This window comes from Streptomyces sp. GDS52, from assembly GCF_052246875.1.
GTDB classification, from domain to species: Bacteria; Actinomycetota; Actinomycetes; order Streptomycetales; family Streptomycetaceae; genus Streptomyces; species Streptomyces cathayae.
Window position 1 is genome coordinate 1,501,042 of record NZ_CM125966.1, and the last position, 25,954, is coordinate 1,526,995.

The 25,954-nt window shown below is 71.4% G+C and carries 19 protein-coding genes; 3 read left to right on the plus strand and 16 right to left on the minus strand.

The window, feature by feature from the left end:
- Positions 1–59: 59 nt before the first annotated feature.
- From ACTWJ9_RS06745 to ACTWJ9_RS06770, 6 genes are all read right to left on the minus strand, one after another.
- Entirely contained in the window at positions 60–1,004 is a 945-nt protein-coding gene (locus tag ACTWJ9_RS06745) for an SDR family oxidoreductase (RefSeq protein WP_443295339.1), read from the minus strand.
- A gap of 382 nt (positions 1,005–1,386) precedes the next feature.
- Positions 1,387–2,769 (minus strand): TIGR02679 family protein, encoded by a 1,383-nt coding sequence (locus ACTWJ9_RS06750; protein WP_443295340.1) that lies wholly within the window; start codon positions 2,767–2,769, stop codon positions 1,387–1,389.
- A complete protein-coding gene (locus ACTWJ9_RS06755) occupies positions 2,760–6,998 on the minus strand; it encodes a TIGR02680 family protein (RefSeq protein ID WP_443295341.1) in 4,239 nt (1,412 codons plus the stop codon). Before ACTWJ9_RS06755 ends, ACTWJ9_RS06750 begins: the two co-directional genes overlap by 10 nt.
- A gap of 8 nt (positions 6,999–7,006) precedes the next feature.
- Entirely contained in the window at positions 7,007–8,302 is a 1,296-nt protein-coding gene (locus ACTWJ9_RS06760; protein WP_443295342.1) for a TIGR02678 family protein, read from the minus strand.
- The gene (locus ACTWJ9_RS06765) at positions 8,299–9,903 is read right to left on the minus strand and encodes a TIGR02677 family protein (RefSeq protein WP_443295343.1); all 1,605 of its coding nucleotides are present in this window, start codon (positions 9,901–9,903) and stop codon (positions 8,299–8,301) included. The genes ACTWJ9_RS06760 and ACTWJ9_RS06765 overlap by 4 nt, the downstream gene beginning before the upstream one ends.
- A gap of 175 nt (positions 9,904–10,078) precedes the next feature.
- Positions 10,079–10,663, minus strand: coding sequence for a helix-turn-helix domain-containing protein (locus ACTWJ9_RS06770; RefSeq protein WP_279333343.1), 585 nt, complete (start codon positions 10,661–10,663; stop codon positions 10,079–10,081).
- A gap of 225 nt (positions 10,664–10,888) precedes the next feature.
- On the opposite strand from ACTWJ9_RS06770, the gene ACTWJ9_RS06775 reads away from it, so the two are divergent.
- The 3 genes from ACTWJ9_RS06775 (at position 10,889) to ACTWJ9_RS06785 (ending at position 13,923) form a co-directional block, all read left to right on the plus strand.
- Positions 10,889–12,331 carry a purine-cytosine permease family protein gene (locus ACTWJ9_RS06775; RefSeq protein ID WP_443295344.1) on the plus strand — a complete coding sequence of 481 codons (1,443 nt, stop codon included), beginning with the start codon at positions 10,889–10,891 and terminating at the stop codon, positions 12,329–12,331.
- A complete protein-coding gene (locus ACTWJ9_RS06780; protein ID WP_443295345.1) occupies positions 12,328–13,209 on the plus strand; it encodes a nitrilase family protein in 882 nt (293 codons plus the stop codon). Before ACTWJ9_RS06775 ends, ACTWJ9_RS06780 begins: the two co-directional genes overlap by 4 nt.
- Before the next feature lie 228 nt (positions 13,210–13,437).
- Positions 13,438–13,923 carry a hypothetical protein gene (locus ACTWJ9_RS06785; RefSeq protein ID WP_279333346.1) on the plus strand — a complete coding sequence of 162 codons (486 nt, stop codon included), beginning with the start codon at positions 13,438–13,440 and terminating at the stop codon, positions 13,921–13,923.
- Here ACTWJ9_RS06785 and ACTWJ9_RS06790 read toward each other — a convergent pair.
- The 10 genes from ACTWJ9_RS06790 to ACTWJ9_RS06835 all read right to left on the minus strand — a co-directional run bounded on the left by ACTWJ9_RS06790 (position 13,880) and on the right by ACTWJ9_RS06835 (position 25,715).
- Complete coding sequence (locus ACTWJ9_RS06790; RefSeq protein WP_443295346.1) at positions 13,880–14,638, minus strand: SDR family oxidoreductase; 759 nt, start codon at positions 14,636–14,638, stop codon at positions 13,880–13,882. The two genes, ACTWJ9_RS06785 and ACTWJ9_RS06790, sit on opposite strands and share 44 nt — an antisense overlap.
- Positions 14,639–14,781: 143 nt before the next feature.
- Positions 14,782–16,239, minus strand: coding sequence for an IS607 family element RNA-guided endonuclease TnpB (gene tnpB / locus ACTWJ9_RS06795; protein ID WP_443295347.1), 1,458 nt, complete (start codon positions 16,237–16,239; stop codon positions 14,782–14,784).
- On the minus strand, positions 16,236–16,838 hold the full coding sequence (locus ACTWJ9_RS06800; RefSeq protein ID WP_443295348.1) for an IS607 family transposase: 603 nt from the start codon (positions 16,836–16,838) through the stop codon (positions 16,236–16,238). The genes tnpB and ACTWJ9_RS06800 overlap by 4 nt, the downstream gene beginning before the upstream one ends.
- A gap of 211 nt (positions 16,839–17,049) precedes the next feature.
- Positions 17,050–18,090 carry a MerR family transcriptional regulator gene (locus ACTWJ9_RS06805; protein WP_279333350.1) on the minus strand — a complete coding sequence of 347 codons (1,041 nt, stop codon included), beginning with the start codon at positions 18,088–18,090 and terminating at the stop codon, positions 17,050–17,052.
- Entirely contained in the window at positions 18,084–18,899 is an 816-nt protein-coding gene (locus ACTWJ9_RS06810; protein WP_443295349.1) for a HEAT repeat domain-containing protein, read from the minus strand. Before ACTWJ9_RS06810 ends, ACTWJ9_RS06805 begins: the two co-directional genes overlap by 7 nt.
- 156 nt (positions 18,900–19,055) lie before the next feature.
- Positions 19,056–20,546 (minus strand): AAA family ATPase, encoded by a 1,491-nt coding sequence (locus ACTWJ9_RS06815; RefSeq protein WP_443295862.1) that lies wholly within the window; start codon positions 20,544–20,546, stop codon positions 19,056–19,058.
- 449 nt (positions 20,547–20,995) lie between these two features.
- Positions 20,996–21,643, minus strand: a complete 648-nt coding sequence (locus tag ACTWJ9_RS06820; protein ID WP_443295350.1) for a hypothetical protein — start codon at positions 21,641–21,643, stop codon at positions 20,996–20,998.
- An 83-nt stretch (positions 21,644–21,726) separates the two neighbouring features.
- Complete coding sequence (locus ACTWJ9_RS06825; protein ID WP_443295351.1) at positions 21,727–24,078, minus strand: hypothetical protein; 2,352 nt, start codon at positions 24,076–24,078, stop codon at positions 21,727–21,729.
- Positions 24,079–24,098: 20 nt separating this feature from the next.
- A complete protein-coding gene (locus ACTWJ9_RS06830) occupies positions 24,099–24,530 on the minus strand; it encodes a hypothetical protein (protein ID WP_443295352.1) in 432 nt (143 codons plus the stop codon).
- A 459-nt stretch (positions 24,531–24,989) separates the two neighbouring features.
- Positions 24,990–25,715 carry a glycoside hydrolase family 11 protein gene (locus tag ACTWJ9_RS06835; RefSeq protein ID WP_443295353.1) on the minus strand — a complete coding sequence of 242 codons (726 nt, stop codon included), beginning with the start codon at positions 25,713–25,715 and terminating at the stop codon, positions 24,990–24,992.
- Positions 25,716–25,954: the final 239 nt, after the last annotated feature.

Genomic DNA, 25,954 nt, shown 5'->3' on the forward strand with positions numbered 1-25,954 from the left:
CCCCGCGGCTCCGCAGCCAAGGCCCGCGCCGTCCCCGGAACCGTCCGCCGCCGGAACCTCTACTCCCGTCCCGGAGTGGTGCCGGGACGGGTGGTGGACAGATACGTCTCCCAGTCGGCGCGGCCGCCCGCGCCCAGTACGTCGACATCGGCCCCGAGCTCGCCGGTGGACGGCTCCCCCAGTTCGCGGCGGGCGACGCGGGCGACCACCGACGGGAAGATCGGTCGCAGGGGCTGGCACCAGCGCAGCCACGGCGGGGCGTAGACGTGCCGGGCGCGGTGTGCGATGCCGGTGGCGAGCCAGTCGGCCACCTGGTCGGGGCTGTGCACTCGGCGTGCGAACCACGGCTGGTGCCGGCGCAGGGCCCGCAGGACCGGGTGGTCGTCGATGCCGGCGACCATGTCGGTGCCGGTCCAGTGGAGGTAGGCGATGCCGACGGTGACCCCGTCGGGCTCCACCTCACCCCGCAGGGCCTGGGCGAAGGACTCCGCGCCCGCCTTGGACGCGCAGTACGCGCTCATCATCGGCGCGGACCCGAAGGCGGCGGTCGAGGCGATCTGCAGGAAGTAGCCGTGGGTGCGGGTGAGCTGCGGCAGGAAGGCCCTGGCCGTGTTCGCCGACCCGACGAGGTTGACGTCGACGACGCGCCGCCACAGGTCGGCCGCCGTACGGCTGAAGGGGCCGCCCGCGGCGATCCCCGCGTTGGCCACGACGACGGAGGCCGGCCCGAGCCGCTCCTCGATCTGCCGTGCGGCCTCGTCGAGCGCGGCCTGGTCGGTCACGTCCGTCTCGACGCAGATGCTCGAAGAGGTCAGGGCGGCCGCCGCCCGGGCGAGGGTCTTCTCCTCACGGCCCAGCAGGGCGATGCGCATGCCGTCCGCGGACAGGCGCCGGGCGAGAGCCTCGCCGACACCGCGGGCCGCCCCGGTCACCACGGCGACGCGCCCGCGCAAGGGGCTGTCGTGAGCCGCGGCATGTACACGTGTACCGGTGAAGGTGCGCATGCGTTCCTCTCCTCTCCCCCGCCCGTCACGGGCGTCACGACACCCTGCTCCCGTCGGTCTCGCCGACGGGAATCGAGCGTCGTACGGGCGTCAGGAGTCCTGACGGCCGGGCAGCACGCAGCCGCTCCCACCCGTCACTCCAGCACACATCTCCAGGTGAGGCGAGCCCGATCGGCTCGACCCGCTGGATGTCGTGAAACAGGTCGAAACCACCAGCGCTACCACCGAACCGCAGGTCAGCCGCTCTTTCCCGCAGGCTCCAGGATCGCCACGCACTCCACGTGGTGCGGCATCGGAAAGACGTCCGATGACGAGGGAGCTCCGGTCGCCATCGGCTCGGTACGCGTCGGATTCCGTGCTCACCACACATGGGGGACGCACCTCAACGGGACCCTGGCCCGAGGTCCGCGAGCAGGTCGTCCAGCACTGCCTCCTCCTCGACCCGGACACCGTGCTCGACGAGAGCGGCGGCCAGGGCAGGGTCCCAGGGAGTCGCGACGGGCGGGCCCGTCAGCTCCGGGGCTTCGGCCACCGCGGCCACCGCGGCCACTGCCGCCCGGTAGTGGACGGCCTCGTAGCGCCACGGCCGCCAAGGAACGCTGTGCGCCAGTGTCGCGGCGATGCGTACGCCGCCCCAGTCGAAATCGCCGTGGTAGAGAAGGTCGGCTCCCCGTGCGGAGAGGTCGCGCAACAAGGTGAGAGCGGCGGCCGACGGTTGCCCCTGGAGGCACACCATGGGCGGGCATGCCGGCCCCAGGGTGTCGGCGGCGGCGGACAGCACGGCCGGGTTCTCGCAGAGATAGACGGTTCCCGTCACCGGCACGGCGGCAACCGGTGCGCGACGGGTGAGGGAGCGGAGCGTCAGCACCGCCGGCTCCCCCGCGTCGGCCATCCAGTCGAGGGGTGGGGTACCGCGCAGGTTGAGGGTGAGGACGGTCGAGGACAGGTCGTCCTTGAGCAGCCCCGCCGAGGCCCATGCCTCCCGCAGCCACTGCGCACCGGAGCCGTCGGGGAAGCCGGTGAGGGAACGGATGCCGGACAGGACGAGAGTGGCGAGCGGCGTCCCCTCGTCCAGGGCATGGGCGCCCGAAAGGTTCCGTGCCGCGAAGGTCGCCCGCGAGATCGGGGGTGACGCGGGCAGCGCACGCAACGCGCGCACGGCAGCCTGCACCAGGGGGCCCGCGGCCTCCGGTGTGCGGGCGAGGCGCCGTACGAGGCCGTCCCCGCGGACCCGCTCGGCCCAGGGCGCCAGTCCGGCACCGAGGGCGCCGAGCGGGGTGTACGCCTCCGCCCAGGCCCGTTCCTCCTCGGCCCGTACTTCCGCACGGAATGCGACGGGGCCGGTGAGGGCCACCACGGCGGCCGCCAGTCCGTCGGGGCTGACACCGGAGCGGCGCAGGACCGCGTCCACGGTGTCGAGGCGGACGCTCAGGGAACCGCCTGCTCGCGGCGCCCGCCCCAACAGGCGCTCTACGGCCAGGCGTTGGGACGCGTCGGAGGCGGACAGGGTGACGGATCCGGTGAGCGGCCTCCCGCGTGTCATCCGCTGCCGGACGCGGTCCACGAGCCAGGCGAGGCCGGGGTCCCCGAGCAGACGGCCGAGACGCCCGGTGTCGATGCCGGCCCGGTCCCCGGCTTCCGGCGGCACGGCCGGCACCGTGTCCGCGACGGCGCCGTCCACCGGTGCCTCCCGCCCGGCCGCCGCGTGGGCCGGGAGAACACGACCGTCGCGGGCGGACGGATCCGTCGCAGGGTTCACGTCCACCGGGACTCCTGGCTTCCGGCACCTCCGGCACCTCCGATGACGGTTCGCCCCGGCTCACCGGGGGAACCCACCGGTCCCTCGGCCGCCTCGCCGAGCCCGTCGGCGAGGGGAGCCGGCCTCGACGCGTCCGCCCGTGCGCCGGGCTCCGTACCGCGCCGCCGTTCGCGGCCGTCCCACTCCCACCGTGTCACCAGCACGGCGTCGATGTCGTCGACGCGGGAGAGCTGGGCTATGGCGATGCCCGGCACCTGGGGGTAGCAGGCCCATTCGCGTTCGCTGGTCATGACGACGTCGAGGTCGAAAGCGCGCAGCAGGCCCAGGCACTTGGCGCGCGAGTCGTCGTCGACGCCGGCGAACGCCTCGTCCAGGGTGACCAGGCGCGGGGCGTACGCGCCACCCGCGCTCGCGTAGTGGGAGGACGCGGCGGCGAACAGGGGCACGGACGCGGCCAGGACCCGCTCCCCGCCCGAGGCGGGCCCGGTGGCCGGCACCCACTTGCCGTGCTGGTGGCGTTCGACGCCGAACTCGTGCCAGGCCCGGTAGTCGAGGGCGGCGGTGAGGTCCTCCAGCCAGCTGCCGGCGCTGTCGTCGGCCTGCCGGCGGGCGATCTGCTCCTGAAGGAACGCGCCGACCGCGGCCCGGTCCTCGATCGACCAGGCGTCGGCGGACTGGCGCAGCCGTTCCCGGGCCTGGGCCAGCCCCTGCGGGGCCCGGCGGGACGCCCGCCACACCAGCCGCAGCTTCATCCCCGTGGAGGTCGGGCGTTCCTCCAACTCCCTGTTCATGGCGGCCACCTGCCGTTCGGCCGCCCCGATCAGCTCCTGGAGCGTCCCGGCGACCTCGGTGATCAGATGGGTCTGGAGGATCTCGCGCTCGTGTGCGGACAGGATGCGGGTCAGTTCCGCGACCTCGACGGCGAGTGCCTCGGTGAGGTCGGGCACGGCCCGTTCCCGGCCCTGGTAGACGATGTCGACCCGCATGCCGTCCTCGCTCGGGCGGGCGGTGGCGGTGTGGCCGTGCCGTGACAGCGCGTCCTGCAGTCTGCCGAACTCCTCGCTCAGCCGTTTCTGCACGCGCTCCCAGGCCGCGTCGGTGTCGTCGACCGAGGAGAGCCGGGACTCCACGGCCCGTGCGAGGGCGATGGCGGGGGTCGCCGCCCACGTGCTGCCGTCGTCCGGTACGGCGAGGTCGGGCAGGGCGACGGCGAGCAGCCCCGTCGCGGCGAACCGCTGGAGCGCCGCGACGGCTTCCTCCCGTGCGGCGGTCGCCTCGGTGACGTCCTCGGCGAGCCGCTCGATGCGCCCCTCGGCGCGGCTGGCGCGCCGGTCGGCGTCACCGTGCTCCGCCCGGGTCTGCTCCTGTTCGTGCGCGCAGATCCGGACGGCCTCGGCCGTCTCCTCCAGTTGCCGCTGGAGTTCGGCGACGGCCGCTCCGACGGTGGAGCGGAGCGTCGTGAGGTGCTCGTCCGCCGCGGCGGCCGTCCGGGCCGACTCCGCCGTACGCTTCGCGAGTTCGGAGACGAGGAGTTCGGCCCGGTGGGTCTCCTCCTGCTCGCCGGTCACCGCGCGCTCGGCTTCCGCCCGTTCGCGCAGTGCGGGCCACAGGGCCGCCAGGAGGGCGGTGTGGTCGGCGAGCGCCTGGCGCACGGCACCCAGTGCCGTGGGGTCGGTGGGGAGGTTCAGGGCGGCTGCGGTGTCGGCGAGTTCGGCCGCCGCGCGTTCGGCCCGTCGCGCCGCCGGGGCCAGTTCCGCGGCCCGTTCGTCCCGCCGGGCGCGGGCACGGCGGACCGCCTCGGCCGCGGCGGTGACGCGTGCGTGGGCGTGCCGCAGGTCGTCGTCGCCCGGCAGTGCGGCGAGTTCGGCGTCCAGTACGGCGCGGCGCCCGGCCACGGCGCGGGCTTCCTCGGTCAGTCGTTCGCGCTCTGCCGTCAAGTCGTCGATCTCGGCGCGCAGTTCTACGATCCGGACGCGACGCGCCTGCTCCCGGGAGCCCTCCCCCACGTACTGGGCATGGTCCTTGGCCCAGCTTCCGGTGAGCGCTCCGACGCGGAAGCGCCCGTCCGCGCAGACCCAGGTGTCGTGGCCGCCGGCATCCCAGGATGCCTCCCCGGGCCCGTCGCCGCCCGCGGCCAGCCCGATCGATGCGAGCAGGCGCGCGACCGTCTCCTCCCCCACGGCGGCGGCTCCCGCGTCCGCGGGGTCGACCTCCGGGTACAGCGCGCGGTCGAGACCGGACCCGCCGAGCAGTCCGACCGGGTCGAGCAGCACGTCGTGGCCGTCCGCCGCAACCGTGGAGCCGTCCGGCCGCACCCAGGCATCGAGGAGTCCCGAGGCTTCCAACGCGGCTTCCAGTCCCGCGCATTCGGTCTCGGTGACGTGCGGACGGAAGTCGACCAGCCGCCACAGCGGAGCGCCGGGGCCCCGGTCTCGTACGCCGGGGGTGCGGGTGTGAGGAGCCGACGGGCCTCGCTCCCCGCCCCTTTCGAGGGCGGTCAGTTCCTCGGTCGCCAGCCGCTGCCGCTCCGCCGCCGTCTCCTCGCGGTGGGCCAGCAGGGCCGCCCGGTCGGCCAGGCGGGAGGCGGCGGTGCGATGCGCCTCGATCGCCGCCGTACGGGCCGGCAGCGGGCCGTCCAGGGAGGTCGCCCAGTCCTGCACCGCGTCCAGGACCCCCGGCAGCCCGGGCACCCGCAGTTCCCCGCACCCGGAGAGGTGCTCCCGCACGGCCGTGACCAGCGCCCGCCCCGCCCGGGTGACGCCCTCCTCCGCCTCGGCCAGCCGCTCCTCGGCGTGCACGGTCTCCTCGTCGGCCTCGTCGGCGCGCAGCCGGGCGGCCCGGTGCTGTTCCTCGGCCCGCTCGGCCCGTACGGCGAGTTCCGCCACGTGCTCGACGGCGCGCCGCCTGCTCGCCGTCGCCTCGTCCGCCTCCCGGCGCAGGACCGCGTCGGGAGCTCCCTCCGTTCTGGGGACGTCCAGCCGGGCAGCCGCGGCGCTCTCGGCCACCCGGCCCAGGATGTCGTCCAGGACCTCCCGGGCTGCCGTGAGCCGGTTGTCCGCGGTGGCGAGCCGGCCCAGGGCCCGGGTGTGCGCCTCGGCCGCCGTACGCCGGTCCGCCTCGGCCCGCTTCAGTTCCCCGGCCGTGCGGGAGGCGTCGTCCGCCGCCCGGTCGAGCGCGCGGGCGTCGCGCATCTCGGGCCGGGAGCGGAGCGTGGCGTCCTGGGCGGCCAGCCGCGCGGCTCGCTCGTCGAGGGCGGCGCCCCTCGCCCGGGCCTCCTCGCGGTCCGCCACGGCCCGGTCCCGGTCCGTCTGTGCCTTGGAGAGTTCCCGCTGGAGGTTCTCGTACCGGGCGTGTTCACGGCGGGGCAGGCGGGCGCGGCGCCGGGAGGCGAGGCGGGCGTAGCGCCGGTAGTGGTCGAGGAATGTCGAGGACGCCTGTTCGGCCTCGCGGGCCGCCCGCAGTTCCTCCTTCTCCTCGTCCAGCGACCGGAACGCCTCCGCCGCGTCGGCGACGACCGCCTGGTCCATCGGCGGCAGCGCCTCGGTCAGCGCCCGGGACAGGGCGGTTTCGCTGGGCCGCTTGGAGAGCTGGGGCTGGCGCAGCTGGATCAGGAGGTCGACGAGGGCACCGTAGCGCCGTTCCCCGAGCCCGAAGAGCGCCTCGTCGACCGCCCTGCGGTAGGCCTTCGCCGTGTCGTACACCATGCCGCGGTCGCCGACGGCCTCGGCGAGCCGGTCCCGGGACAGGGCGGTCCGGGTCGCGTCCAGCAGGTCGAGGCCGGCGCCGATCCGCTGGTCCGTCACCGCGAACCAGTGGCGGGCGATGCCGCGTCCGGCGACCGCCTTCAGCCCGCACAGCAGGGTGCGGAAGTGCGCCTCGCCCGTGGTGTCGTCGAGCCGTCCGAACTCGATCCAGGTGTAGCCGAGCCGTTCCGGGTGCGGGTGCGCTCCGCCCAGGAGCAGGTTCCACTCCATGCGCTTGCCCGGGTCGCCGTCGGGTTCGACACGGCGGGCGGAGAGGTCGCCGTCCAGGAGGAACGGCAGGGTGAGCGCGAGCACCTTCGACTTGCCGGTTCCGTTGTTGCCGCGCAGCAGCAGCCGGCCGTCGCGGAACCAGAACTCCTCGACGTCGTAGTGGAAGAGGTCGACGAGTCCGATGCGCAGCGGCCGCCACCGGCCGGGGGCGGGAGCGGGGAGCGCGGGGGCGGGGCATCCGGGGCCGGGGAGCGCGGTCACGGGGTGGTTCACCTTTCGTCCTGCGTGTTCTGCACTGTCTGCGCGGTCTGCGCGGCCTTTGCGGCCTTTGCGGTCTGCGCGGTCGTGGCGGGTCGGCGGGCCCGGCCGGGTTCTGGTTCTCGGACGACGGGTTCGCCGACCGCGTACCGCGCGAGCGCCGGCCGCGGGACGACACCCCGCTCCGTGCGCTCGGCGAGTCCCAGTGCCACCAGTTTGGTCAGCGCCTTCTCGACGAGTTCGGGTTCCGCTCCCGGCTCCCGCGCGGACTTGGACCAGAACCCGCCGTGTTCCGCGGCGAGTTCCCGTACCCGGGCCGCCAGTTCCGCCGGTGCGACGGGCCTGCCCGCCCGTGCCAGGTGCCCGGCCAGCAGCAGGGTGATGTGGCCGTGGGTGCCCTGCTCCGGCATGCGCACGTCCGTGAGGTCGTCCAGCGGGTCGACCATGGCGACGCCCTCGGCCCGGACCTCCGGGACGAGTCCGGTCAGTTCGTTGATGCGCGCGGTGATGAAGCCGCGCTGCCGGGTGAGGTAGGCCAGTTCGTCGTCGGCGAGGTCGTCGTAGTAGAGCACCGGGTCGTCCAGCAGGACGCGGGTCAGCTTCCAGCGGATCGCCCGGAACCTGAGCTCGTCACTGTCGAGCGCGGTCCGCGCGGTCATCTCCGCCAGGCGCTCCTCGAAGCCCTCGGCCTCGACCATGGAGGGGCCCCGCAGGGACGCCGGCATCCCGGCCAGCACGCGCCGCCGCACGTCGTACAGCACGTCGCCCGATCCGCTGACGTAGGCGTCCTCGTCTCCGGCCACCCGCCGCAGCACCCCGAGCCGCAGCAGCAGGCGGACGACGGCCGCGAGGTCGAGGCGCTCGTCGCGCCGCTCCAGGGTGAACGTGATCCCGGCGGCGACGAGTTCGGGATCGGCGGCGGCCAGGACGACCTGTTCGGCGAGGCGTCCGAGCGCCACCTGCGACTCGCCCCGCTCCAGCGCGGCCAGGGCCAGGCAGAGCAGGACGTAGCGGCGGCGGGTGAAGGGCAGGGCGCTGCGGGCGGCCTCGCGCGCCGGGTGCGTGGCGTCGGTGAGGGTGCCCGGCGTCTTGCGCAGCCGTGCGGCGTCGGCGTCCGTGCGCAGCGTCCAGCCGACGTTGCGCTCGAACCACTCCCGCAGCTCGGCGGCGTGCCGGCGCACCAGCCGGAACTCGTCGGCGTACGGCCCGTCGGCGGTGAGCAGCGGCTCCTTCAGCAGGGCGCGTGCGGCCTTCTGAAGGTCGGCCTGGCGCTGACCGTCCAGGACCTCGGCGAGGGGGCCGCTCATCGGTCCTCCGTGAGCCGGGGGGAGGTGTCCTCCCGTGGGGCGGGTATGGGAACGGGGGCGGGTGCGGCGCGGCCACCGTGCCCCGCCGTGAGGTCGACGATGTCGATCAGGTGGTCGGGGCCGCTGAACACCCCGTCCGGAGTGTGCACTTCGGCCCTCGCCCCGTCACCGAGCGCGGTCAGCCGGATCTCCATCGAACCATCCCCGCTGGTGGCCGCGGTGGTGGTCGTGCCCGGCCGCCAGGTGGCGAGCGCGTCGCCGAGCAGCCGCAAAAACAACTGGAAGGCGAGCGGGTCGAGTTCGCCGATCCGGGACAGCCGCACCGGCCCGCCCGTCACGAGCCGGTCCCGGGCCCGCCGGGTCTCCTCCGTCTGCCGGGCGGCGAGCGCGGCGAGCCGGCGCTTCGCCTCGCCCCGGTCCGCCACCTTGCGCGGCTTGCCGCGCCGCTCGTAACTGCCCGTACGGCGCAACTGCGGGCTGATCCGCAGCGGTCGCGCCTCGCCCCACGGGGTGGAAGCCGGCTCAGGGGAGGCCGTCCGTTCGGCGAGGGTGTCGGCGTCGACGGTGAGGTGCCGCGAGGAGTGCAGCCCGAACGCCACCCGCCACAGCCGGTGCCGCGCCGCGTCGTCCGGCGCCTGCGCGAACCAGCGCGCCAGGGTGCGGAAGTCGGCCGAGCGGTCCGAACGCCCGGCCCGCCGCTCGTTGAGCTGCCGTACGACGGCCAGGAGCTGCGGGATCGCACCGAGCGCCCGCCCGCGCAGCAGCCGGGCCTGCGACTCCCGCCCCTCCCCCGACACGAACCACTCGGCGAGCCCGGACCACCGGGCGGCCCACTTCTCGTACGCCGCGGCCTCCGCCTGCTCTGCGTCTTCGGGAGCGGCGTCGGCGGCCTCCCGGGCGGCGGCGAGTGAGAGCAGCGGCTTCACGCTCCCCCGCTCCTCCAGCTCCCCGATCAGCAGGGCGATCCGCCCGCCAAGGGTGATGAGGTCCTGGATGAACCGCTCCAGGTACTGGATCAGCCGGTCCTTGTACGCGAGGAACGCCTCGACCTCGATGTCGTGCAGGTCGATGGTGCGCTGGAGCGAGCCTATGAAGGCGCGGGCGTTGTCCGCGAGGTCGGTGAACCGCGCCGTCAGCACGGACAGGGCGACGTACGTCTTGGCCGGGTCGGGCTCGTCCTCCGCGGCGATCACCAGCAGCGCCCGCAGCTGCGTGACGATGTCGTGCAGCGCGACCGCCTGGAGCTCGCCGCGCCGCCCCAGCACCTCGTCGTACGTCCCCAGCGCCGCCTCGGCCGCCTCACCGGCCCGGGTGAGCTGGTAGATGAACCGCCTGCGGTAGAAGTCCTCCACCGCCGTCACCCGCGCGTGGTCCGGATCGGCCCGCAGGTTGCCCCACTCCACGAGCTTGTCCAGCGCCTGCGTCACCGCCTCGATGTCGGCGGGCCGGCTCCCCGCGTCCAGGGAGGCATACACGTCCTCCGGCCGCAGATGCACCGCGAACCGCTCCTTGGCGGCGAGGAAGGCCCGCATCACCTGGCGGTAGAGGGGTGCGTTGGGGGCGGTGAGGTGGGCGAAGGGGGTGTAGTCGGCGGGGGTCATCTCGGCACATTCTTCCACCCCTGTTCACGGGCTCACGTGGGAGTCACGGACACGCGCCAGGAAGCGGCTCGGCTCACCGTGCCAGGTGATGGCGAGTGCGTCACGGGCGCGGGTCGCCGCGACGAAGAGCAGCGATCGCGCCCGGTGCGGTTCTCGCCGGTGGCTGCTCGGCGGACTAGCGCGAGCCGCTCCACGGGGCGGGGACGAAGGTCCAGAGCACCTCGGCGACCGAGTCGCCGCTGTTGCGCCAGTTGTGGGGTTCGCGGCCGGAGAAGGTGAGGGTGTCACCGGTCGTCAGAGTCTCGGTGCGGCCCGTGAAGAGCACGGTGACCTCTCCCTCGATGACGTGGATGACCTCCACGTCGCAGTTGATCGTGTAGAGGTCGTCTCCGCCGTTCGCGCCGGCGTCGAGGCGCGAACGCAGCACCTGGACCTTCGACTGGCCGCGCGGGGTGACCATGCGGTCGAGGACCCCGCGGCCACCCATGTTGATCTGGGGCGCGTCGCCCAGGCGTATCACCTCGGTGTCGGCGTCCTCGAAGAGTGTCCCCACCGGCAGCGACAGGACCTGGCAGAGCGTGACCAGGGTGGCCACGCTCGGTGAGGTCTCGTCCCGCTCGACGCGGCTGATGAATCCCCTGGTCAGGCCGGTGGCCGCCGCGACCTGTTCGATGGTGAGACCCTGCGCCTTGCGGCAGGCCCGCAGGCGCGCGCCGACGCGGACCGGGAGCGCGGACGGCTTCGGATGCAGCGCCTTCATGGAGTCCTCGCAGTGAACGATCGACCTGTCGGCGAACCTTGACAGTGGGGTGGGTGCAGGTCAGACTACCGGGACTTACAGGTTGCCTCATATGCATCATCTGTTTCGTATAGGTGACTTTTTGAGTGGAGAACCGGAAGGTTCCGATGACCCCCGTCGAAGCCCCCTTGGGCCCTCCCGACGCTGGCATCAGCCCCGCATCCCGCTTGCCCTGAGAGGATCGCCATGTCTTCACCCGAGACCGCGACCCGTCGCGAAGGTGTGATCGAGCAGCACTCGATCGACTACGTCCCCGCATCCGAGCGCCACGGCAAGGTGTGGCATCAGGGGCCGTTCTGGTTCACCGGCAACTTCGTGCTGCCGACCATGGTCACCGGCTTCGTCGGACCCGCCATGGGGCTGAGTCTCGGATTCAGCGTGCTCGCCGTGGTGCTCGGCGTCGGTTTCGGCACCTTCTTCATGGCGTTCCACGCCAACCAGGGGCCCCGGATGGGCCTGCCGCAGATGATCCAGTCGCGTGCCCAGTTCGGCAGCCGCGGTGCCGTCGTGCCGTTCGCGGCGACCGTCTTCGTCTACGTCGGCTTCCTCGTCTTCGACACGATCCTGGCGGCGCAGGGCATCGGACTCGTCCTGCCCGAGGCCAAGCTGTTCTGGTACCCCGTGCTCATCGCCGCGTCGATCGTCATCGCGGTGGTCGGGCACGATCTGCTGCACTTCGTGCAGCGGTGGCTGACGTATCTGCTCATCGTCGTGTTCGCGATCATCACGGTCGTGGCCATCGTGCACTTCTCCTCGACGCCGCTCGCGGTGGACGCACCGGCGGCCACGGCGGGCTGGGACACCACGGCCTTCCTGGTGCAGATCTCGCTCGCCGCCGGGTACAACATCAGCTACTCGGTGTACGTCTCCGACTACACCCGCTACCTTCCGGCGAACGCGCCCGCGAAGAAGCTGATCGGCTCGGTCTACGCCGGCGCCACGTGCTCCGCCGTATGGCTGATGTCGCTCGGCGCGATCCTGGCCAGCTATCTGCCGGACCCCGACCCGATCCTGGCGGTGCGGCAGGTCGGCGACCTGGTCTTCCCCGGGTTCGGCACCATAGCCGTGATCGTTTCGGTGCTCGCGCTGATCTCCATCATGGGCGTCAACGCCTACGGAGCCATGCTGACCGGAACCAGTGCCGTCGACGGCTTCAAGAAGGTCCGCCCGACGGTCCGGCTGCGCGTCGTCGGACTCACCGCGGTCGGCCTCGGCTCGCTCCTCGTCGCCCTGCTGATCCCCGACAACTACATCGGCAGCTTCACCACCTTCGTCCTGCTGATGCTCTACTTCCTGGTGCCGTGGACCTCGGTCAACCTCGTCGACTTCTACTTCGTGCGCCGCGGCCGGTACGCGATCGGGGAAATCCTGAACCCGAACGGCGTCTACGGGCGCTGGGCATGGCGGGGTGTGCTCGCGTACCTCATCGGGTTCCTCTCGATGGTCCCGTTCTTCTCGACCAGCTTCTACGTGGGACCGGTCGCGGAGCTGCTCGGCGGGGCCGACTTCTCGTTCGTCGTCGGGCTCTTCGTCTCCGGCATCCTCTACCTGGTCTTCTCGCGCAACCTCGACCACGGTGCCGACGCCCGCGTGGAGGGCGAAGCCGAACTGGAGGGATCGAACCGATGACCCCGACCCCGTCACAGCCGTCACCGGCCAGGACCGGGGCATCCGCCGTCGCGGTCGCCTGCTGCCAGCTCGCGCCGCAGGTCGGCCGCGTACCGGAGAACCGGAAACAGATCCGCGAGGCGGTCCTGTCCGCGGCGGACCGGGGCGCGAACGTCGTGGTCCTGCCGGAGCTGGCCAACTCGGGGTACGTCTTCGACGACCTCGAGGAGCTGCGGTCGGCAGCCGAGCCGGTCGACGGCGAGACGATCAGGGAGTGGGAGGCCCTGGCGTCCCGGCTGCGGCTGGTGATCGTGAGCGGCTTCGCGGAACTCGGCACCGACGGCCAGGTACACAACGCGAGTGTCCTGATCGACGAGACCGGGCTCCGTGCCGTGTACCGCAAGGCACATCTGTGGAACGCCGAGAAGACCCGGGGCTTCACGCCGGGTGCGGCACCGCCGCCGGTGGTCGACACCCCGTACGGCCGTATCGGGATGATGATCTGCTACGACCTCGAATTCCCCGAGTGGGTGCGCAGGGCGGCGCTCGAGGGGGTCGAACTGCTGTGCGGACCGGTGAACTGGCCGCTGTACCCGCGACCGGAGGGCGAGCGCCCCGGCGAGATCGTCCGGGTACAGGCGGACGCCTCGGTCAACCGCATGTTCGTCGCGGTCGCCGACCGCACCGGTGTCGAACGAGGACAGGACTGGCTCGGCGGCAGTGTGATCGTCGACGCCGACGGGTACCCGGTGACGGCGCTGTGCCTGGGCGAGGAGACGATCGTCACCGCGACGCTCGACCTCGCCGAAGCGCGCGACAAGTCCATCAGCGAACTCAACGACGTGCACGCGGACCGGCGTCCCGGACTGTACGCGGGTGTCGGACCGGAGCAGCCGTAACCCGGCCGCGGGTGGCTGTCGTCCAGCAGCCGCCCGCGCCGGCTCGCAGCGCGTGCGGGCGGTGGTGTGGCACGCGGACCCGGAGCGCACCGGGCGCGGGCCGCCTCCGCTGATGCCCACGGTGCCCGTCCCTGCGCGGCCGGTGTCGCCGGCGCGGCGCAGACGGGTGCTGACCACCGTGCTCGCCGCCCTCGTCGTGGGGGTCACGGCCGGCGCCGTCGCCTCGATGTGGCCGGAGGGGTCCAACCCCGTGAAGGACGCCACGGGGACCGGCACCGGCTCCGGCTCCCCGTCGACCACCCAGCCACGTTCACCGAAGAACGACGACAACGACAAGGGCGACAGGGCGACAAGGACCGCCCCGTACCGCACGCCCCACCGGGCTACCGGCTGCTCTTCGCCAACAAGCCCTTCGCCTTCACCCCGCCCCCGAGCGACGGCCAGGCCAACCACCTGGAACGCGCGGCTCTCCCGGGACCGGCGGAACTCGTCTACAACTCCGACGGCCGGCTGGGCAGCATCCTCGTGGTCGTCGGGGAACGAGAGACCGTCTGTACCGAGGAACAGCAGACCGCCGTGCTGTCCCATCCGCTGCCCGCCGCCGGACTGAGCCCCCCTCGCCTCGCCGTTCCCACCCGGGTCCGCACCGTGGTCACGCCGTGGGGGGCCGTCACAGCCGGGATCCGCCCGAGGCGTCGATGCACTGGCCCGTGATCCACCGCGACGACTCGGACGCCAGGAAGGCGACGATGTCGGCCACATCGGACGGCTGCCCCAGCCGTCCGAAGACGGACAGGGACGCCAGCTCCGCCGCCGCTTCCCTCGTACGCCGCTTCTCCGCGTTCATGTCCGTCTCGACGAACCCGGGCCGGACACAGTTCACCGTGATGGCGCGCGCCCCGACCTCCTTGGCCAGCGCCAGGGTGAAGGTGTCGACCGCCCCCTTGCTCATGGAGTACACGAGGGACTCCGGATAGGCGACGCGGGTCACCGCCGACGAGATGTTGATGACGCGGCCCCCGTCCGGCATGCGTTTCAGGGCCTGCTGCGTCGTGAACACCAGGGATTTGGTGTTCACCGCGAAGATCCGGTCGAAGAGTTCGGGCGTCACCTCGCCGATGCGGGCGGACCCGCTGACGCCGGCGTTGTTGACGAGTACGTCCAGGCCCGGACCCGTGCCGTACCGTGCCACCCCGGCATCGAACCGGTCGTACAGACTCTCCACTCCCCCCGGCTCGCCGAGGTCCGCCTGTACCGCGAAAGCGCGTCCGCCGCTGTCCCGGATCGCCTCGAGGGTTTCCTCGGCCGCGCTCTCGTTCTCGCGGAAGTGCACCGCCACCAGGGCGCCGTCCTGCGCCAGCCGCTGCGCGATACCCCGCCCCACCCCTCTGCTCGCACCCGTCACCAGTGCCGTCTTGCCTGCTGACACGCCTGTGTACCTTCCCCTTCGAGACTGCTCGGACCGCAGCCGGGGCACGTAGGAGCACACGCCCGTGACGTGAGGTGTACCGTTGCCGAGACCGTAGCCAGGTCTCGGTATTCCGGGCATTTCGGCCCGGAAGGTCCGTCTCGTCACCAGAGCGTCAGGGGCTCGGCTTGAGTACGGTCTCTCGCTTCCGTCTGCCGCTGCTGCGGCAGGGTTGCGCCACCTGCCCGCCCCGTCACCGTCTCGCGACGGGTGCGGGTGGCGCGGGTCTTCTGGTCGGCTCCACGAGGCTTCGACACCGCCGGGGCGGTGTCCTGGTCTCCGGCCACTCCGGTACCAGTCACGCAGGCCGTCGCGAGGGCGGCGAGGTTGAGTGCGGCGTTGTCGTCCCGGTCGATGACCAGGCCGCAGGCGTCGCACTCATAGCTCCGCACGTGCAGCGGCAGCTTGGCTTTCACCGCGCCGCACCCGGAACAGGTCTTGGAGGAGGGGTACCAGCGGTCGGCGACCACGAGGCGGGTGGCGTGGCGCCGGCGGGTCTTGTACGTGAGCTGTCGGCGGATCTCGCCGAATCCGGCGTCGGCGATCCTACGGGCCAGACGCCGGTTGCGGAGCATCCCGGCGACGTTCAGGTCCTCCACCACCACGGTGCCGTACTCGGCGGCCACGCTGGTGGTGAGCTTGTGCAGGGCGTCCGCGCGGAGGTTCGCCACGCGGTGGTGGACCTTGTTGCGCTGGGCGTTGGCCTTCTCCCACCGCTTCGACGGCTGCCGTCCGGTGCGCCGGTCGGGGCCCTGGCGTCGGGACACGATCCGAGACGCACGGCGCAGCTGCCTGCGTGCGGTGTCGTAGTGCCCGAGGTTGGGGACCTGCCGGATCTCGCCCGTCGAGTCGGCCATGACCGCGAGGGTCTTCACCCCGAGGTCGATGCCGACGGCCACGTCCGGGCGTGCCACGCGTTCGAGGTCGCGCTTGACCTCGGCCTGGAAGGACACGAACCAGCGTCCCCGCTCGTGCCGCACCGTCGCGGACAGGATCCGGGCCGTTGCGGCCTGGACGCGGTCGAGGAGCTTCACTGTGCATTCGTGGGTGCGGACCGTGCCCAGGCGGGGCAGCGTGACGTGCCGGCCGTCGGTGTCCACGCGGATCGTGCCGGTGGTGAACCGGCAGGACAGACGTGCCTTCCGCTTCGACCTGAACCGCGGCATACCCATCGCACGGCCACGGCGCTTGCCCCGCTTCGACTTGGCGTAGTTGTCGAACGCGGCAGCAGCGTTCGCGAGACCGGTGGAGTACGCCTCCTTCGAGTTCTCCTCCCACCAGGCCGCGAACCGTGGGTCGGTGTGCTTGGTCTCGTTGAACGCCTTCCGCAGGACGGGCAGCGACCACGGCCGCCACTGGGTCAGCTGCTCCTCGGCGACGCCGTAGGACTCCTCCGCGCGGCGCTGCCACCACGACGCGGTCACCCAGCCGACGGCCCAGTTGTAGGCGGCCCGCGCGGCACCGCAGTGCGAACGCAGCGCGGCGTCCTGGGTGACGTTCGGGTCGAGTGCGAACCGGAACGCCTGCACGGCGAACCCGGGCTGCGGCCGGAACTTCTTCACTCGGCGGCCTCGTCGGCCTCGTCGGCCTCGTCGGTCGCCACGGCCACCGCGCGGGCGGCGCGGTTCTTCGCCGCCCGCCGCCCGTACAGGCGGGCGCACATGGAGGTGAGCACCTCGGTGATGTCCCGTACCAGGTCATCGGTGGTCTCGGTGGGGTCGAGGACGACCAGGCGCCGCCCGGACGCCGACAAGACGGCTTCGAGATGCTCGACGCCGAACCGGGCCAGCCGGTCCCGGTGCTCGACCACGATCACCGCCGTCTGCGGGTCGGACAGCAGCCGGTGCAGCTTGCGGCGCCGCCCGTCCAGCCCCGAGCCGACCTCGGTGACGACCTCGGCGACGGCCAGGCCGAGCCCGTTCGCGCCGGCCACGACCCGGGCCGCCTGCCGCTCGAGGTCGATCTTCTGGTCGGCGGACGACACACGGCAGTACGCCACCACCCGCCCCGAGGTCGCCGAGACGGCCGGAGCGGGCTCAGTGACCAACCATGTTCCGGACGGCGCCTGGCGGACCGGAACGGGCATCTTCCCGTCCTTCACCCATCGCCAGGCGGTCTGGTAGCTCACGCCCTGCTGCCGTGCCCACTCCGAAAGCTTCACAAGGCCAAAATATTCGACATCCGCGACTAGAGATGACTAGGAACGACTAGAAAATCTGTAGCAGCTTTCACCCCCGGAGCAACGGGGGTGAGTCGCCAGGAGCCGGCGCTGAGAAGAGGGAAGTGACGGTCGCGAGGAAGTGGTCGCCGTCTCCGGTCCCACGGCTGCACACCGGCGGGACAGGGTGCCGCAGCGACCCGGCCAGGCGTCTTCAGGAATCCTCGTCATCTCCTCGGTCTTCGGGGGACCGCTCGTCGAGGACCGTGACGAAGGCCGAGGCGACGAGGGCGACGGCGGGGTCGTCGTCGCGGGCCAGTTGACGCAGGACCTCCCGCACAGCGGTCCCCGGCAGCTCGACCAGCGCCTGGGCCAGACGTATCCGCGTCGCGGAGTCCGCGGTGGGCGCGGCGAGTTCGTCGACCAGTGCGGTCATGATCCGGTCCGCGCGCCCGGGGTCCCGGGACAGCGTTCCCAGGACCTCCGCCGCGTCGACGTCGTGGGACCCCTCGACCACCATGCCGACGAGTGTCGGCACGGTCGCGGTCACCCCCCGCCTGCCCAGAGCCAGAGCGGCGTGCCGTCGCACCGTCGTGTCCGGGTCCCCGAGGGCGTCCGTGAGCACCGCGTCCGCCCCCGGCGCCTCGGCCATCTCGGCGATCGCCAGCACCGCGCGCCGCCGGACGTCCGCGTCCTGCGCGTGCACGCCGTCGGCCAGTGCCGCCACGCCGTCGCCGCCCGATCGGGCGAGCGCCCAGCGCAGGGCTCCGGCGACGTGGGGGTCGGCTTCGGCCAGGACCGCCCCGGCCAGCAGCTCGGCGGGGACCGGCGTGCTCCCCGGCCGGGCCAGCACGGCCTGCTGTCTGCGCGCGGCGCTGGTCGAGTCGAGCCCCTGCATGAGTTCGACGATGCGCAGGACGTCCTGCCAGCCGGTGGGCGCCGACGCGTCGACGGCGCGGAGCCGCTCCAGCAGCTCCTGCTCCCGCTCCAGGCGGTCCTCCGTCCACCGGATGAGGTCGCTGACCAGGGCGGACGGTGTGAAGGCGGGGTCCTCCAGCGCGCGCCCGATCTGCTTGAGCGAGAGCCCGAGGGACCGCAGGCTCTCCACGTGGAAGATCCTGCGGACGTCCTCGGCGGAGTACTCGCGGTAGCCGCCGACGGTGCGACCGGTGGGCCGCACCAGCCCGAGGGCGTCGTAGTGCCGGAGCATCCGGGTACTCACCCCCGAGCGGCGGGCCACCTCGCCGATCAGCATTCCGCGGTCTCCGCGGCAACCTTCGCGGCCTCGGCACCCTCCATCGGCCTGGCCGTCTCCGCAGGCTCGGTGATCTCCGTGGCGTCGGCGGTCTCCGCGACTCCCGGCGCAGCCGCGGCGGCAGCGGCTGCGGCTCGTTCCGGGCCGAGTGCGACGACCCGCTTCGCCTCCTCGACGGCCGCGTCGAACCCGGTCTCCGGGTTCTGCCGGAGCAGCCCGGTGGCACGGGCGTGCGTGGCCACCTCCGGATCCGGGCTCGCCGCGGCCTTCTCCAGGGCGGGCCCGGTCACGTCGCCGAGCTCGACGAGGGCCCGGCTCAGGCTCAGCCGCACATCACGATCGCCGCGGCCGAGCTGCCTGACCAGTTCGTCGGCCAGGTTCCCCTTCTCGTCCCCGGGCACGAGGGCGACCGCGACCCGCCACGCGGTCCGCGCGACCTCCTCGTCGGCGTCGCGCAGCAGGTCGCGCGTGATCCAGGCCCACGCGCTCCTGTCGCCGATCTTGGAGAGCGTGTGCAACGCCTGGCTGCGGGCCTGAGCCCGCTCGGAGGCGAGTTCCCGGCGGATCCGGGGCAGGGTGGTCTCCGGCGGGAGGCGGGTCAGTGCCCAGGACAGCATGTCCCGCACGAAGAAGTCCGGCTCGACCGCGCACCGCCCGACGAGCGCCTCCAGGAAGCCGGCGTCGGGGGTCGAGCCGGCCGCCAGGGCCGCCTGCAGCCGGACCGACGCGTCCTCGGCGCTCAGGGCGCCGACCACACGGGTGTTCTGCGGGGTTCCGTTACTCGGGTTGATCGAAACCACCTCCTGCACCCAGGGGACACCTTGCCACCGTGTCAAGGTCAACCCCGTGGTGTCTGAGGCCACTGGCGCTTCCGGCATGCCGGCCCAAAGCTCCTGCACCTCGTCGACCACGGCACACCGAGCACTGCCCGGCAGATCATATGGCTGCCGGATTGAAGCTTCGGGTCAACCGATTCCATAGAGGCCCGGCAGGTCGACCAGGAGCAGATCGTCGCGGTCGGCCGCGGACTCGATCAGGTCCGGATAGAACCCGTGCAGGGAGAAGAGGGCCAGGGTGGTGCCCGTGGTGTCGTAGCCCTGGTCGGTGAGCAGGGCGCGGATGTGTTCCAGGCGCTGCAGGTCGCCGGTGCCGCGGCGGGCGGCGGTGGCCTTGGCCTCGCCGAGGAGGGCGATCCGGGTGCGGGGGGCCTGCGGGCGCTCGCCCAGGGCCAGGGCGATGACGTCGACCTCGTGTCTGGTGCGGGCCGCCGGGTCGGCCACCTCGGTGGTGCCGACCGGGCCCGGCAGACCGCCGGGGAGCAGGGTGTGGGCGTAGCGGCGGGTGAAGGCGCGGGCGAGGTCCTCGAAGTGCGGGCCGAGGATCTTGGAGTTGAAGGTCGGCGCGGCGGCCTGCCACGCCTCTTCGGCGAAGCCCTGCTCGACGGTGGCCGCCTGCGGCAGGGTGATCAGCTGGTTGAAGCGGATGACGGGGTCGGTCAGCGTGATGACGGGGTGGCGGGGGCGCAGGATGTCCTGCTCGCGCTGGATGTAGCCGGTGGACTCCAGGACGTCGAGCGGGTGGGTGACGGCATTGCGCTGCCGTTCCAGGGCCGCGCCGATCTTGGTGGGGGTGGTGGCGCCCCGGGCGATCGCGGTGAGGATGTCGTAGTAGAGGGTGTGCTGGGTGATCCGCGGATCCTCGCGCAGCAGGTACTCCGTCTCCGTGCGCGAGTACACCGCCCGCCCCAGGTCCAGGAGCGTCCGCGTCAGCCAGGCGGCGAAGCCGTCGTTCGGGTGCGGGCGGGCCGCCACCGGCCGGTAACCGGGAGCGCCGCCGAGGACTGCGTGCACCTGCAGGGCGGTCAGCGGGTCGTCGATCTGCCAGAACTCACGGCTGGCCCGGTAGTCGAAGGCCCCCAGCCGCAGATCGACCACCGCACGGCCGCGCAACGGCTTCGTTCCCGACAGCAGTTCGTGCATGACGCTCATCGCTGACCCGCACAGGATCATCCGGGCCCCGGGGCCGACCCCGGTGTTCCGCTGGCGCTCGTCGTAGAGCTGCTGGAGCAGGCCGGGGATCTCGGGAGAGTGCTGGAGGAGGTACGGCAACTCGTCGATCACCAGCAACGGAGTCCGTGAACGCGTGGCGACATCAAGGGCGTTGGACAGGGCCTCACGCCAGTCGGTCAACCGCAACGTGCCGGGCTGCAGGCCGGCGTGGGCCGCGATGGCGTCGCTGAACCGCCGGAGCGCCGGCAGCCGCCCTTCCTCCCGCACCGCGGTGACGTACAGACCCCCGACCCGCTCCGACAGCGCCTGCAGCAGATACGACTTCCCGTGCCGCCTGCGCCCCGACACGATCCCCAGACGCATCGCCGGATCCGGGTCCGTGACGAACTCGGTGAGCAGGTCCCACTCACGATCACGATCGACCACGTCCTCGGGTTTGGCCAGCATGCCCTCGTCCAACGGAACTCCCCATCAGTCTGGATCGACCAACAACCTGTCTAACTCTACTTAGACCGAATCCGACCAGACCGACTTCCCTGATGACGGACAGCAGACGTCGCCGACAACGATCGGCGCAGACCCGTGTCAGCCGCTCCCGACAAGGCCGTCACGGGGGCGCACCATCCGGCCCCGGTCGGTCTCGCCGACGGAAGTCGAGCGTCATAGGAGCGTCACGTCTCATGGTGATGCATACAGATCTCCGCCGAGGAGGGCTTCTCCGCACCGTCCGGTACGGAGAGCCGGGCCGGGTCGGGATTGCGGGCGAGCACGAGGTCGGCGCCCCCTGGAGACGAGGTCCGTGCACCGCTCGTCCGTGGCGCACCGCATACAGCAGACGGCCCTCCTCCGGACAGGAAGGGCCGCCTGATCGTGGGCGTTCCCGCGTATATCGACGGTCACGCGGGATCCAGCACGGGCCGGGCGGGAAGTCCGCCGTCCTTCTCGCAACGCAGCTCCCTGGCCATCGCCAGTGAGACGGAGTGCGCCACAGTCGCGTAGGCGTCCTTCAACACCTCGACGTCACCCTCGGGCTCCCTCCACACATCCCAATGCTCCACGCCGACCCGGATGTGGCCCACTCGCGACGAATTGAGCAACCTCTCACTCCGGCAAGCAAACTGCACATACGCCATGTCCGCCGCCGCCAGAGTCTCCTCCCCCATCTTCAATACGGTGAACTTGGGAGCTGCCGGGCTGTCCGGCGGAGCACCCTTGACCAACCTCCAGGTGATCCTCAGATCAAAATCCGAAGCGTCCATGGGGGTATAAACACGGCAGATGTCCTCTCTACCGACGGTGGTTACCGGAAACGCTTCGATCAAATCTTCCGTAGCCTGTGCAATGGTGTACTCCTCCCCCGACGCCTCGAACCGCGACATCCCCGTAATCACCTTCAACGCTTTGGAAGCCTCGGCAGACACAGCGTTCCCACCACAAAGCTCCACCCCTGAGACGACCTTGTAGCCCTTAGGGGTCTTCGAATTTCCCTCCGTCTCTCCATCCCCTCCACACCCCGCGACCCCGAAAATCAACGAAACGGCCACGGCCGCGGCACGGAAACCCCCACGTACCGACCTAAAACTAATCACTGCCCGCATCCTCACGTACCTTCGGCGATTCATCGGCATCAATCGGTTTCCGGGGCATTTCCCTGCTGCCTCTGCCGGTCGTTGCCGACCCCGTAACCGATCTGTACCGATTCGCGAAGATTCTGCCCGAACACATCTCTGTCGGAGTCTCGGGCGTGACGTCCCAAGAAACCCTCCATCGGAGCCTCGGCCAGACGCTCACCTGCGGCGTAAACCTTCGTCCTCTCCTTGTCGTTGAGGTCCTCCACCTTCTCCTTGTGCTCATCCACCGAGTTGTCGGAGATATCACCGATCACCTGGCCGATGACCTGTTCGGCAGCGCCGCTGGCGGTGTCGGTCGCCAGTGGGACGAGTACCGCGGCCGCGCCCACGGCCGCGGTGGCGGGCAGGAAGGCGACGCCTGCCGCGATGCCCGCCGTGGCCCCGAACTCGATCCAGCCCGCCCTCTTGGCGACCGCCTTCTCGTAGTCCTCGTGTAGCTTGAGGTTCGTCGCCTCCACCTGGTCGGCCCGGGCCTGGTCGAGCATGCCCTGCACCTCGGCGCCCACGCGCACGGCCGCCCTGGCGGGGCCCTCCTTGATCGTTCCGTCCGGGCCCACCGCCTTCTCCTCCAGGACACTGCGGGTGTAGACCTGCTCCGCGGTCGACACCGTCGCGTAGGCGTCCGGGTGCTGGCCCAGGGTGCTGAGGAAGCCCCGGACGACGCTCCGCCCGTCCCCGTCCGCAGTGTCCGCGAAGTCGATGTGCCCCTCCGGGTTCTTGCCCGGGGCGAACACGCTGCCCGGGTCGTTCTTGGCCAGCGCCCAGTCGATGTCGTCGATGTAGCCGGCACCCATGACGCCCAGGCTGTCGGCCATCACCTCGTGTTTCTTGAGCAGTCCCGGCTCGTCGCCGTACTTCTCCATGACCTTCTGCATGACCGCGGCATTGTCCGCGTCCCGCACCACGCCGGGGTCCGGCTGTCCGGCCGGGTAGCCGAGGGTCGCCGCCTCCAGGGCGTGGCCGAGGGCGTCGGGCATGTGACCGACCGACGCCTCGACACCCTCCAGGTCGTTCAACTCGGCGTCACAGAACGGTTCCCACTTCTCGTTGCCGAAGAAGTCGAGGTAGTTGTCGATCGCCTCGCCGTTCTCGTCCTTGCCCAGGCCGGCCGTGGCACCACGGTTGACCGTGCCGTCCTCGTTGTACGCGGTCGGGGGGTCGGCGAAGAACCTCTTCGCCGCTTCCGGGCTGTTGCCGAGCGCCTCCAGCATGGCGGTGACCGGGTCGTAGCCGGCGCCGTTCACTCCGGAGGGGTTGAACGGGTTCCTGGCCGTACTCCCCATCCCTCTGTTGGTGGTGAACAGGTCCGGGTCCTTCTGGTGCAGCTGTGCCACGTGTTCGGCGATCGGGTTGAGGAACTTTGCGTCGTAGTTCCCGTACCGCATGATCCCGCCGAGCAGTTGGTATCCGAACGGCCCGCTGTGGTCGTACCTGCTCAGCGGGATCTGCTCCGTACCCAGCTTGCGGAGCTCCGGGCCCCACTTGTCGGTGAACGCCTTGTCGTGGGAGGCGGTGGCCAGGTTGAGGCCCAGGTTCCTCTGGAGCTCCTGGACTTCCTTGAGCCGCTCCGGGTCGACCTTGCCGAGCTCGTGCGTGTCCGTGGAGAGCTGACCGAAGAACGCGAGTGCCTTCTCCGGGCCGAGCTTCTCGTAGAAGCCCTTGGCGAACTCCAGCGACGAACTGTTGTCCTTCAGCAGCTCGTTGAGCTGCTGAAGTTCGGCGTGCGTGATGTCCCGGCCCTTGGCCGCCAGGGCGGCGGCGCGGGCGGCCTCTTCCTGGTCCAGCTTCGTGTACGTCGGAGCGCTGAAGTCCTTGCGGTCGGTGACGTTGGCCTCGAGGGTGTTCTTGAGGGCGAGGTCGGTGTCGTTGCAGTTGTCGACGATGAGGTCGATCTTCTTCTGCCACGCCGCGGCGTTCCGCTTCTCCTGCCGCAGGAGCTCGCTGTAGTCGGGGTCGTGCCGCACCGTCTCGTTCTCGGACAACGGGTGCTGCACAGTGACCTTGCCGTTGCCGTCCACGCGGATGCCGGCCGCGGGTCCCTCGTGGTCCCGGATGTCGACCAGGTCGTCCTTGGCCTTCTTGACGGCCGCGTACCCCTCTTCCAGGATCCGCTTCACACCCCTGGCCTCGGCTGCGGCGTCCGTGAACTCCTTGGCCGTCTTACCGATGAACGCCTTGGTGACCCCGGCGTTGACGCCCTCCCAGGCCGCTCTGTCCGCCTTCGTCTTCATCCCGTCGGCGGCGGCGGTGGCGAGCTTGTCCAGCTTCCCCGCCATCTCCGACCAGTCGTCGACGGCGGCCTTCAGCTTCGCCACCGGGGCGTCGACGATGTCCTCGTACTTCAGCATGCTGAGCGCTCCCCCGAGCCCTAGTTCATGTATTCCGTGAGCACGGAGATCCGCGTCAGCTCTCCCTCGATCTTCGCCTCGTCCTTGGCGTGCTGGGCCTTGCTGTAATCGAGGTGATTCGAGATCCGCGCGCAGGCGTCCAGCAGCGTCTTCAGGTGGGTCTGCCATAAGTCGTGCACCTTCAACACGGCCGAACCACTCACGAAGTTCCCGTTGGTCAGCGCCGTCGCCGCCTCGAACGTGGAGGCACGGGCGATGTCGCCCTCCTTCGCCAGCCGACCCAGCAGGTCGTACGCGTCATTGCCGATAGCGCCGAGGTCGTCCCGATTGACGACCAGGTCGGCCCCGCCACCACCGCCTACGCCGCCGTCGGCCGGAATGCTGTTGGTCTGCATGGCAGTCCGCTTGGCCGCCGCCGCACGCAGTTCGGCCCACTCTTGCTCGAACGTCATGAATTTCCCCCAGTCCATCCGGGCAGGCCACTCCCCCGCACTCGCACGGCCACCGACCTGACCACCTGTCACTTGCATCATCACCCGCCCACGGGGCGGCCGGCAGTTGATTCCCCGAAACCCGGCCGACAACGATCGAATCCCGACAGAATCACGCCCCGTGGAGCCGACCTCCCCCGCCTGCCCGAAGAGGACAGATGCGGCCCCAGATGGTGTCCCGCCGGGGGGGGTGCAGGGGCATCCGTCCCCGGTACCGACTCTGCGGGGCCGGGGACGGATGCCCCTGCACCACTCGGCGGGACACCATCCCGAGCGCTGCGTGGAGGTGTTGGTTGTCGAACCGGTCGGCCCTCCCCCAGCCTTCGGCCGGGGGCATCTCCACCACGGCGGCGAGTTCGCCACGGCTGCGGGGCCCGCCACGAGGACGGGGCCCGCAGCCGCTTGTTCGCCGGACAGAGGTCAGCCGCTGACCGTGATGTTCGAGCTTCCGCTGCTCTGGTAACCCTCGGTGGCCATGATCATGTAGTACCTGAACTGGCCCATGTTCATGCCCGCACGTGCCCAGGCGTCGAAGTGGTTGCCGGTGGTGATGGTGCCGGAGCCACTGGTCACCTTCGACTGCCGGACGCTCCAGTACTGGTCGAAGGTGCGGGTGCCCTCGACGGAGGGGGCGTTGTACCGGGTCGTCTTGTAGATGTCGTACGTGCCACCGTCGCTGTGGACTGTGCCCCTGTACTCGCCGGTGGGCCGGTAGCTGCCCCAGTTGTCGACGATGTAGTACTCCACCAGCGGGTTCGACGTCCAGCCGTAGAGGCAGCCGTAGCCGTTGCCCGACGGGTTGAAGTAGCCGGTGTAGCGGACCGTCCTGCGCCCGCCGGTGTTCCAGCCCTTGCCGGCGACGAAGTTGCCGCAGTTGGTCCACCGGGTGCTGTAACTGCCGCCGCCGTTGAGCGTCATGGAGACGGAGCCGCCGCCGTCGGTCCAGAACGAGTAGTACATGCCGTCGTAGCCGGTCTGGTTGGTGGTGATGGTGGTGGCGGCGTGGGCGGTGCCGGGCAGCAGCAGTCCGGACGCGGTGGCGAGCGCGACGGTGCCGGCGCCGCCGAGGAAGCCTCGTCGGCTCAAGCTGCTGAAGGGAGCGGGGTTCTGCTGGATCTGGTCCTGCTGCGTGTCGTCCTGCTGCATGCGTCCTCCCGATGAAGGCTGGTGGGGGCGGGCGGCTCCTGCCGCCCGCGGCCTTGCATGGAACACGGCGGGGTCGCCCGTCGTCATGCCGCAACGACCGACCGCCGTCCCCGGTCACATGACGCGAGGGGAACGACGGTCTCCTGTCGTTCGATGGCCACAGTTTTCGTAGAGCGCCATGGCCCTGTCAATGCTTTCGACAGTCTTTCGGAAAGTCTTCTTCAGCCAAGAGAGGTCTC

What these genes read in the sequence shown, in the direction of transcription:
- ACTWJ9_RS06745 (WP_443295339.1), bottom strand. Translation starts at nt 1,004, where the DNA reads ATGCGCACCTTCACCGGTACACGTGTACATGCCGCGGCTCACGACAGC.
- ACTWJ9_RS06760 (WP_443295342.1), bottom strand. Translation starts at nt 8,302, where the DNA reads ATGAGCGGCCCCCTCGCCGAGGTCCTGGACGGTCAGCGCCAGGCCGAC.
- ACTWJ9_RS06765 (WP_443295343.1), bottom strand. Translation starts at nt 9,903, where the DNA reads ATGACCCCCGCCGACTACACCCCCTTCGCCCACCTCACCGCCCCCAAC.
- ACTWJ9_RS06770 (WP_279333343.1), bottom strand. Translation starts at nt 10,663, where the DNA reads ATGAAGGCGCTGCATCCGAAGCCGTCCGCGCTCCCGGTCCGCGTCGGC.
- ACTWJ9_RS06775 (WP_443295344.1), top strand. Translation starts at nt 10,889, where the DNA reads ATGTCTTCACCCGAGACCGCGACCCGTCGCGAAGGTGTGATCGAGCAG.
- ACTWJ9_RS06780 (WP_443295345.1), top strand. Translation starts at nt 12,328, where the DNA reads ATGACCCCGACCCCGTCACAGCCGTCACCGGCCAGGACCGGGGCATCC.
- ACTWJ9_RS06805 (WP_279333350.1), bottom strand. Translation starts at nt 18,090, where the DNA reads ATGCTGATCGGCGAGGTGGCCCGCCGCTCGGGGGTGAGTACCCGGATG.
- ACTWJ9_RS06815 (WP_443295862.1), bottom strand. Translation starts at nt 20,546, where the DNA reads ATGCTGGCCAAACCCGAGGACGTGGTCGATCGTGATCGTGAGTGGGAC.
- ACTWJ9_RS06825 (WP_443295351.1), bottom strand. Translation starts at nt 24,078, where the DNA reads ATGCTGAAGTACGAGGACATCGTCGACGCCCCGGTGGCGAAGCTGAAG.
- ACTWJ9_RS06830 (WP_443295352.1), bottom strand. Translation starts at nt 24,530, where the DNA reads ATGACGTTCGAGCAAGAGTGGGCCGAACTGCGTGCGGCGGCGGCCAAG.
- ACTWJ9_RS06835 (WP_443295353.1), bottom strand. Translation starts at nt 25,715, where the DNA reads ATGCAGCAGGACGACACGCAGCAGGACCAGATCCAGCAGAACCCCGCT.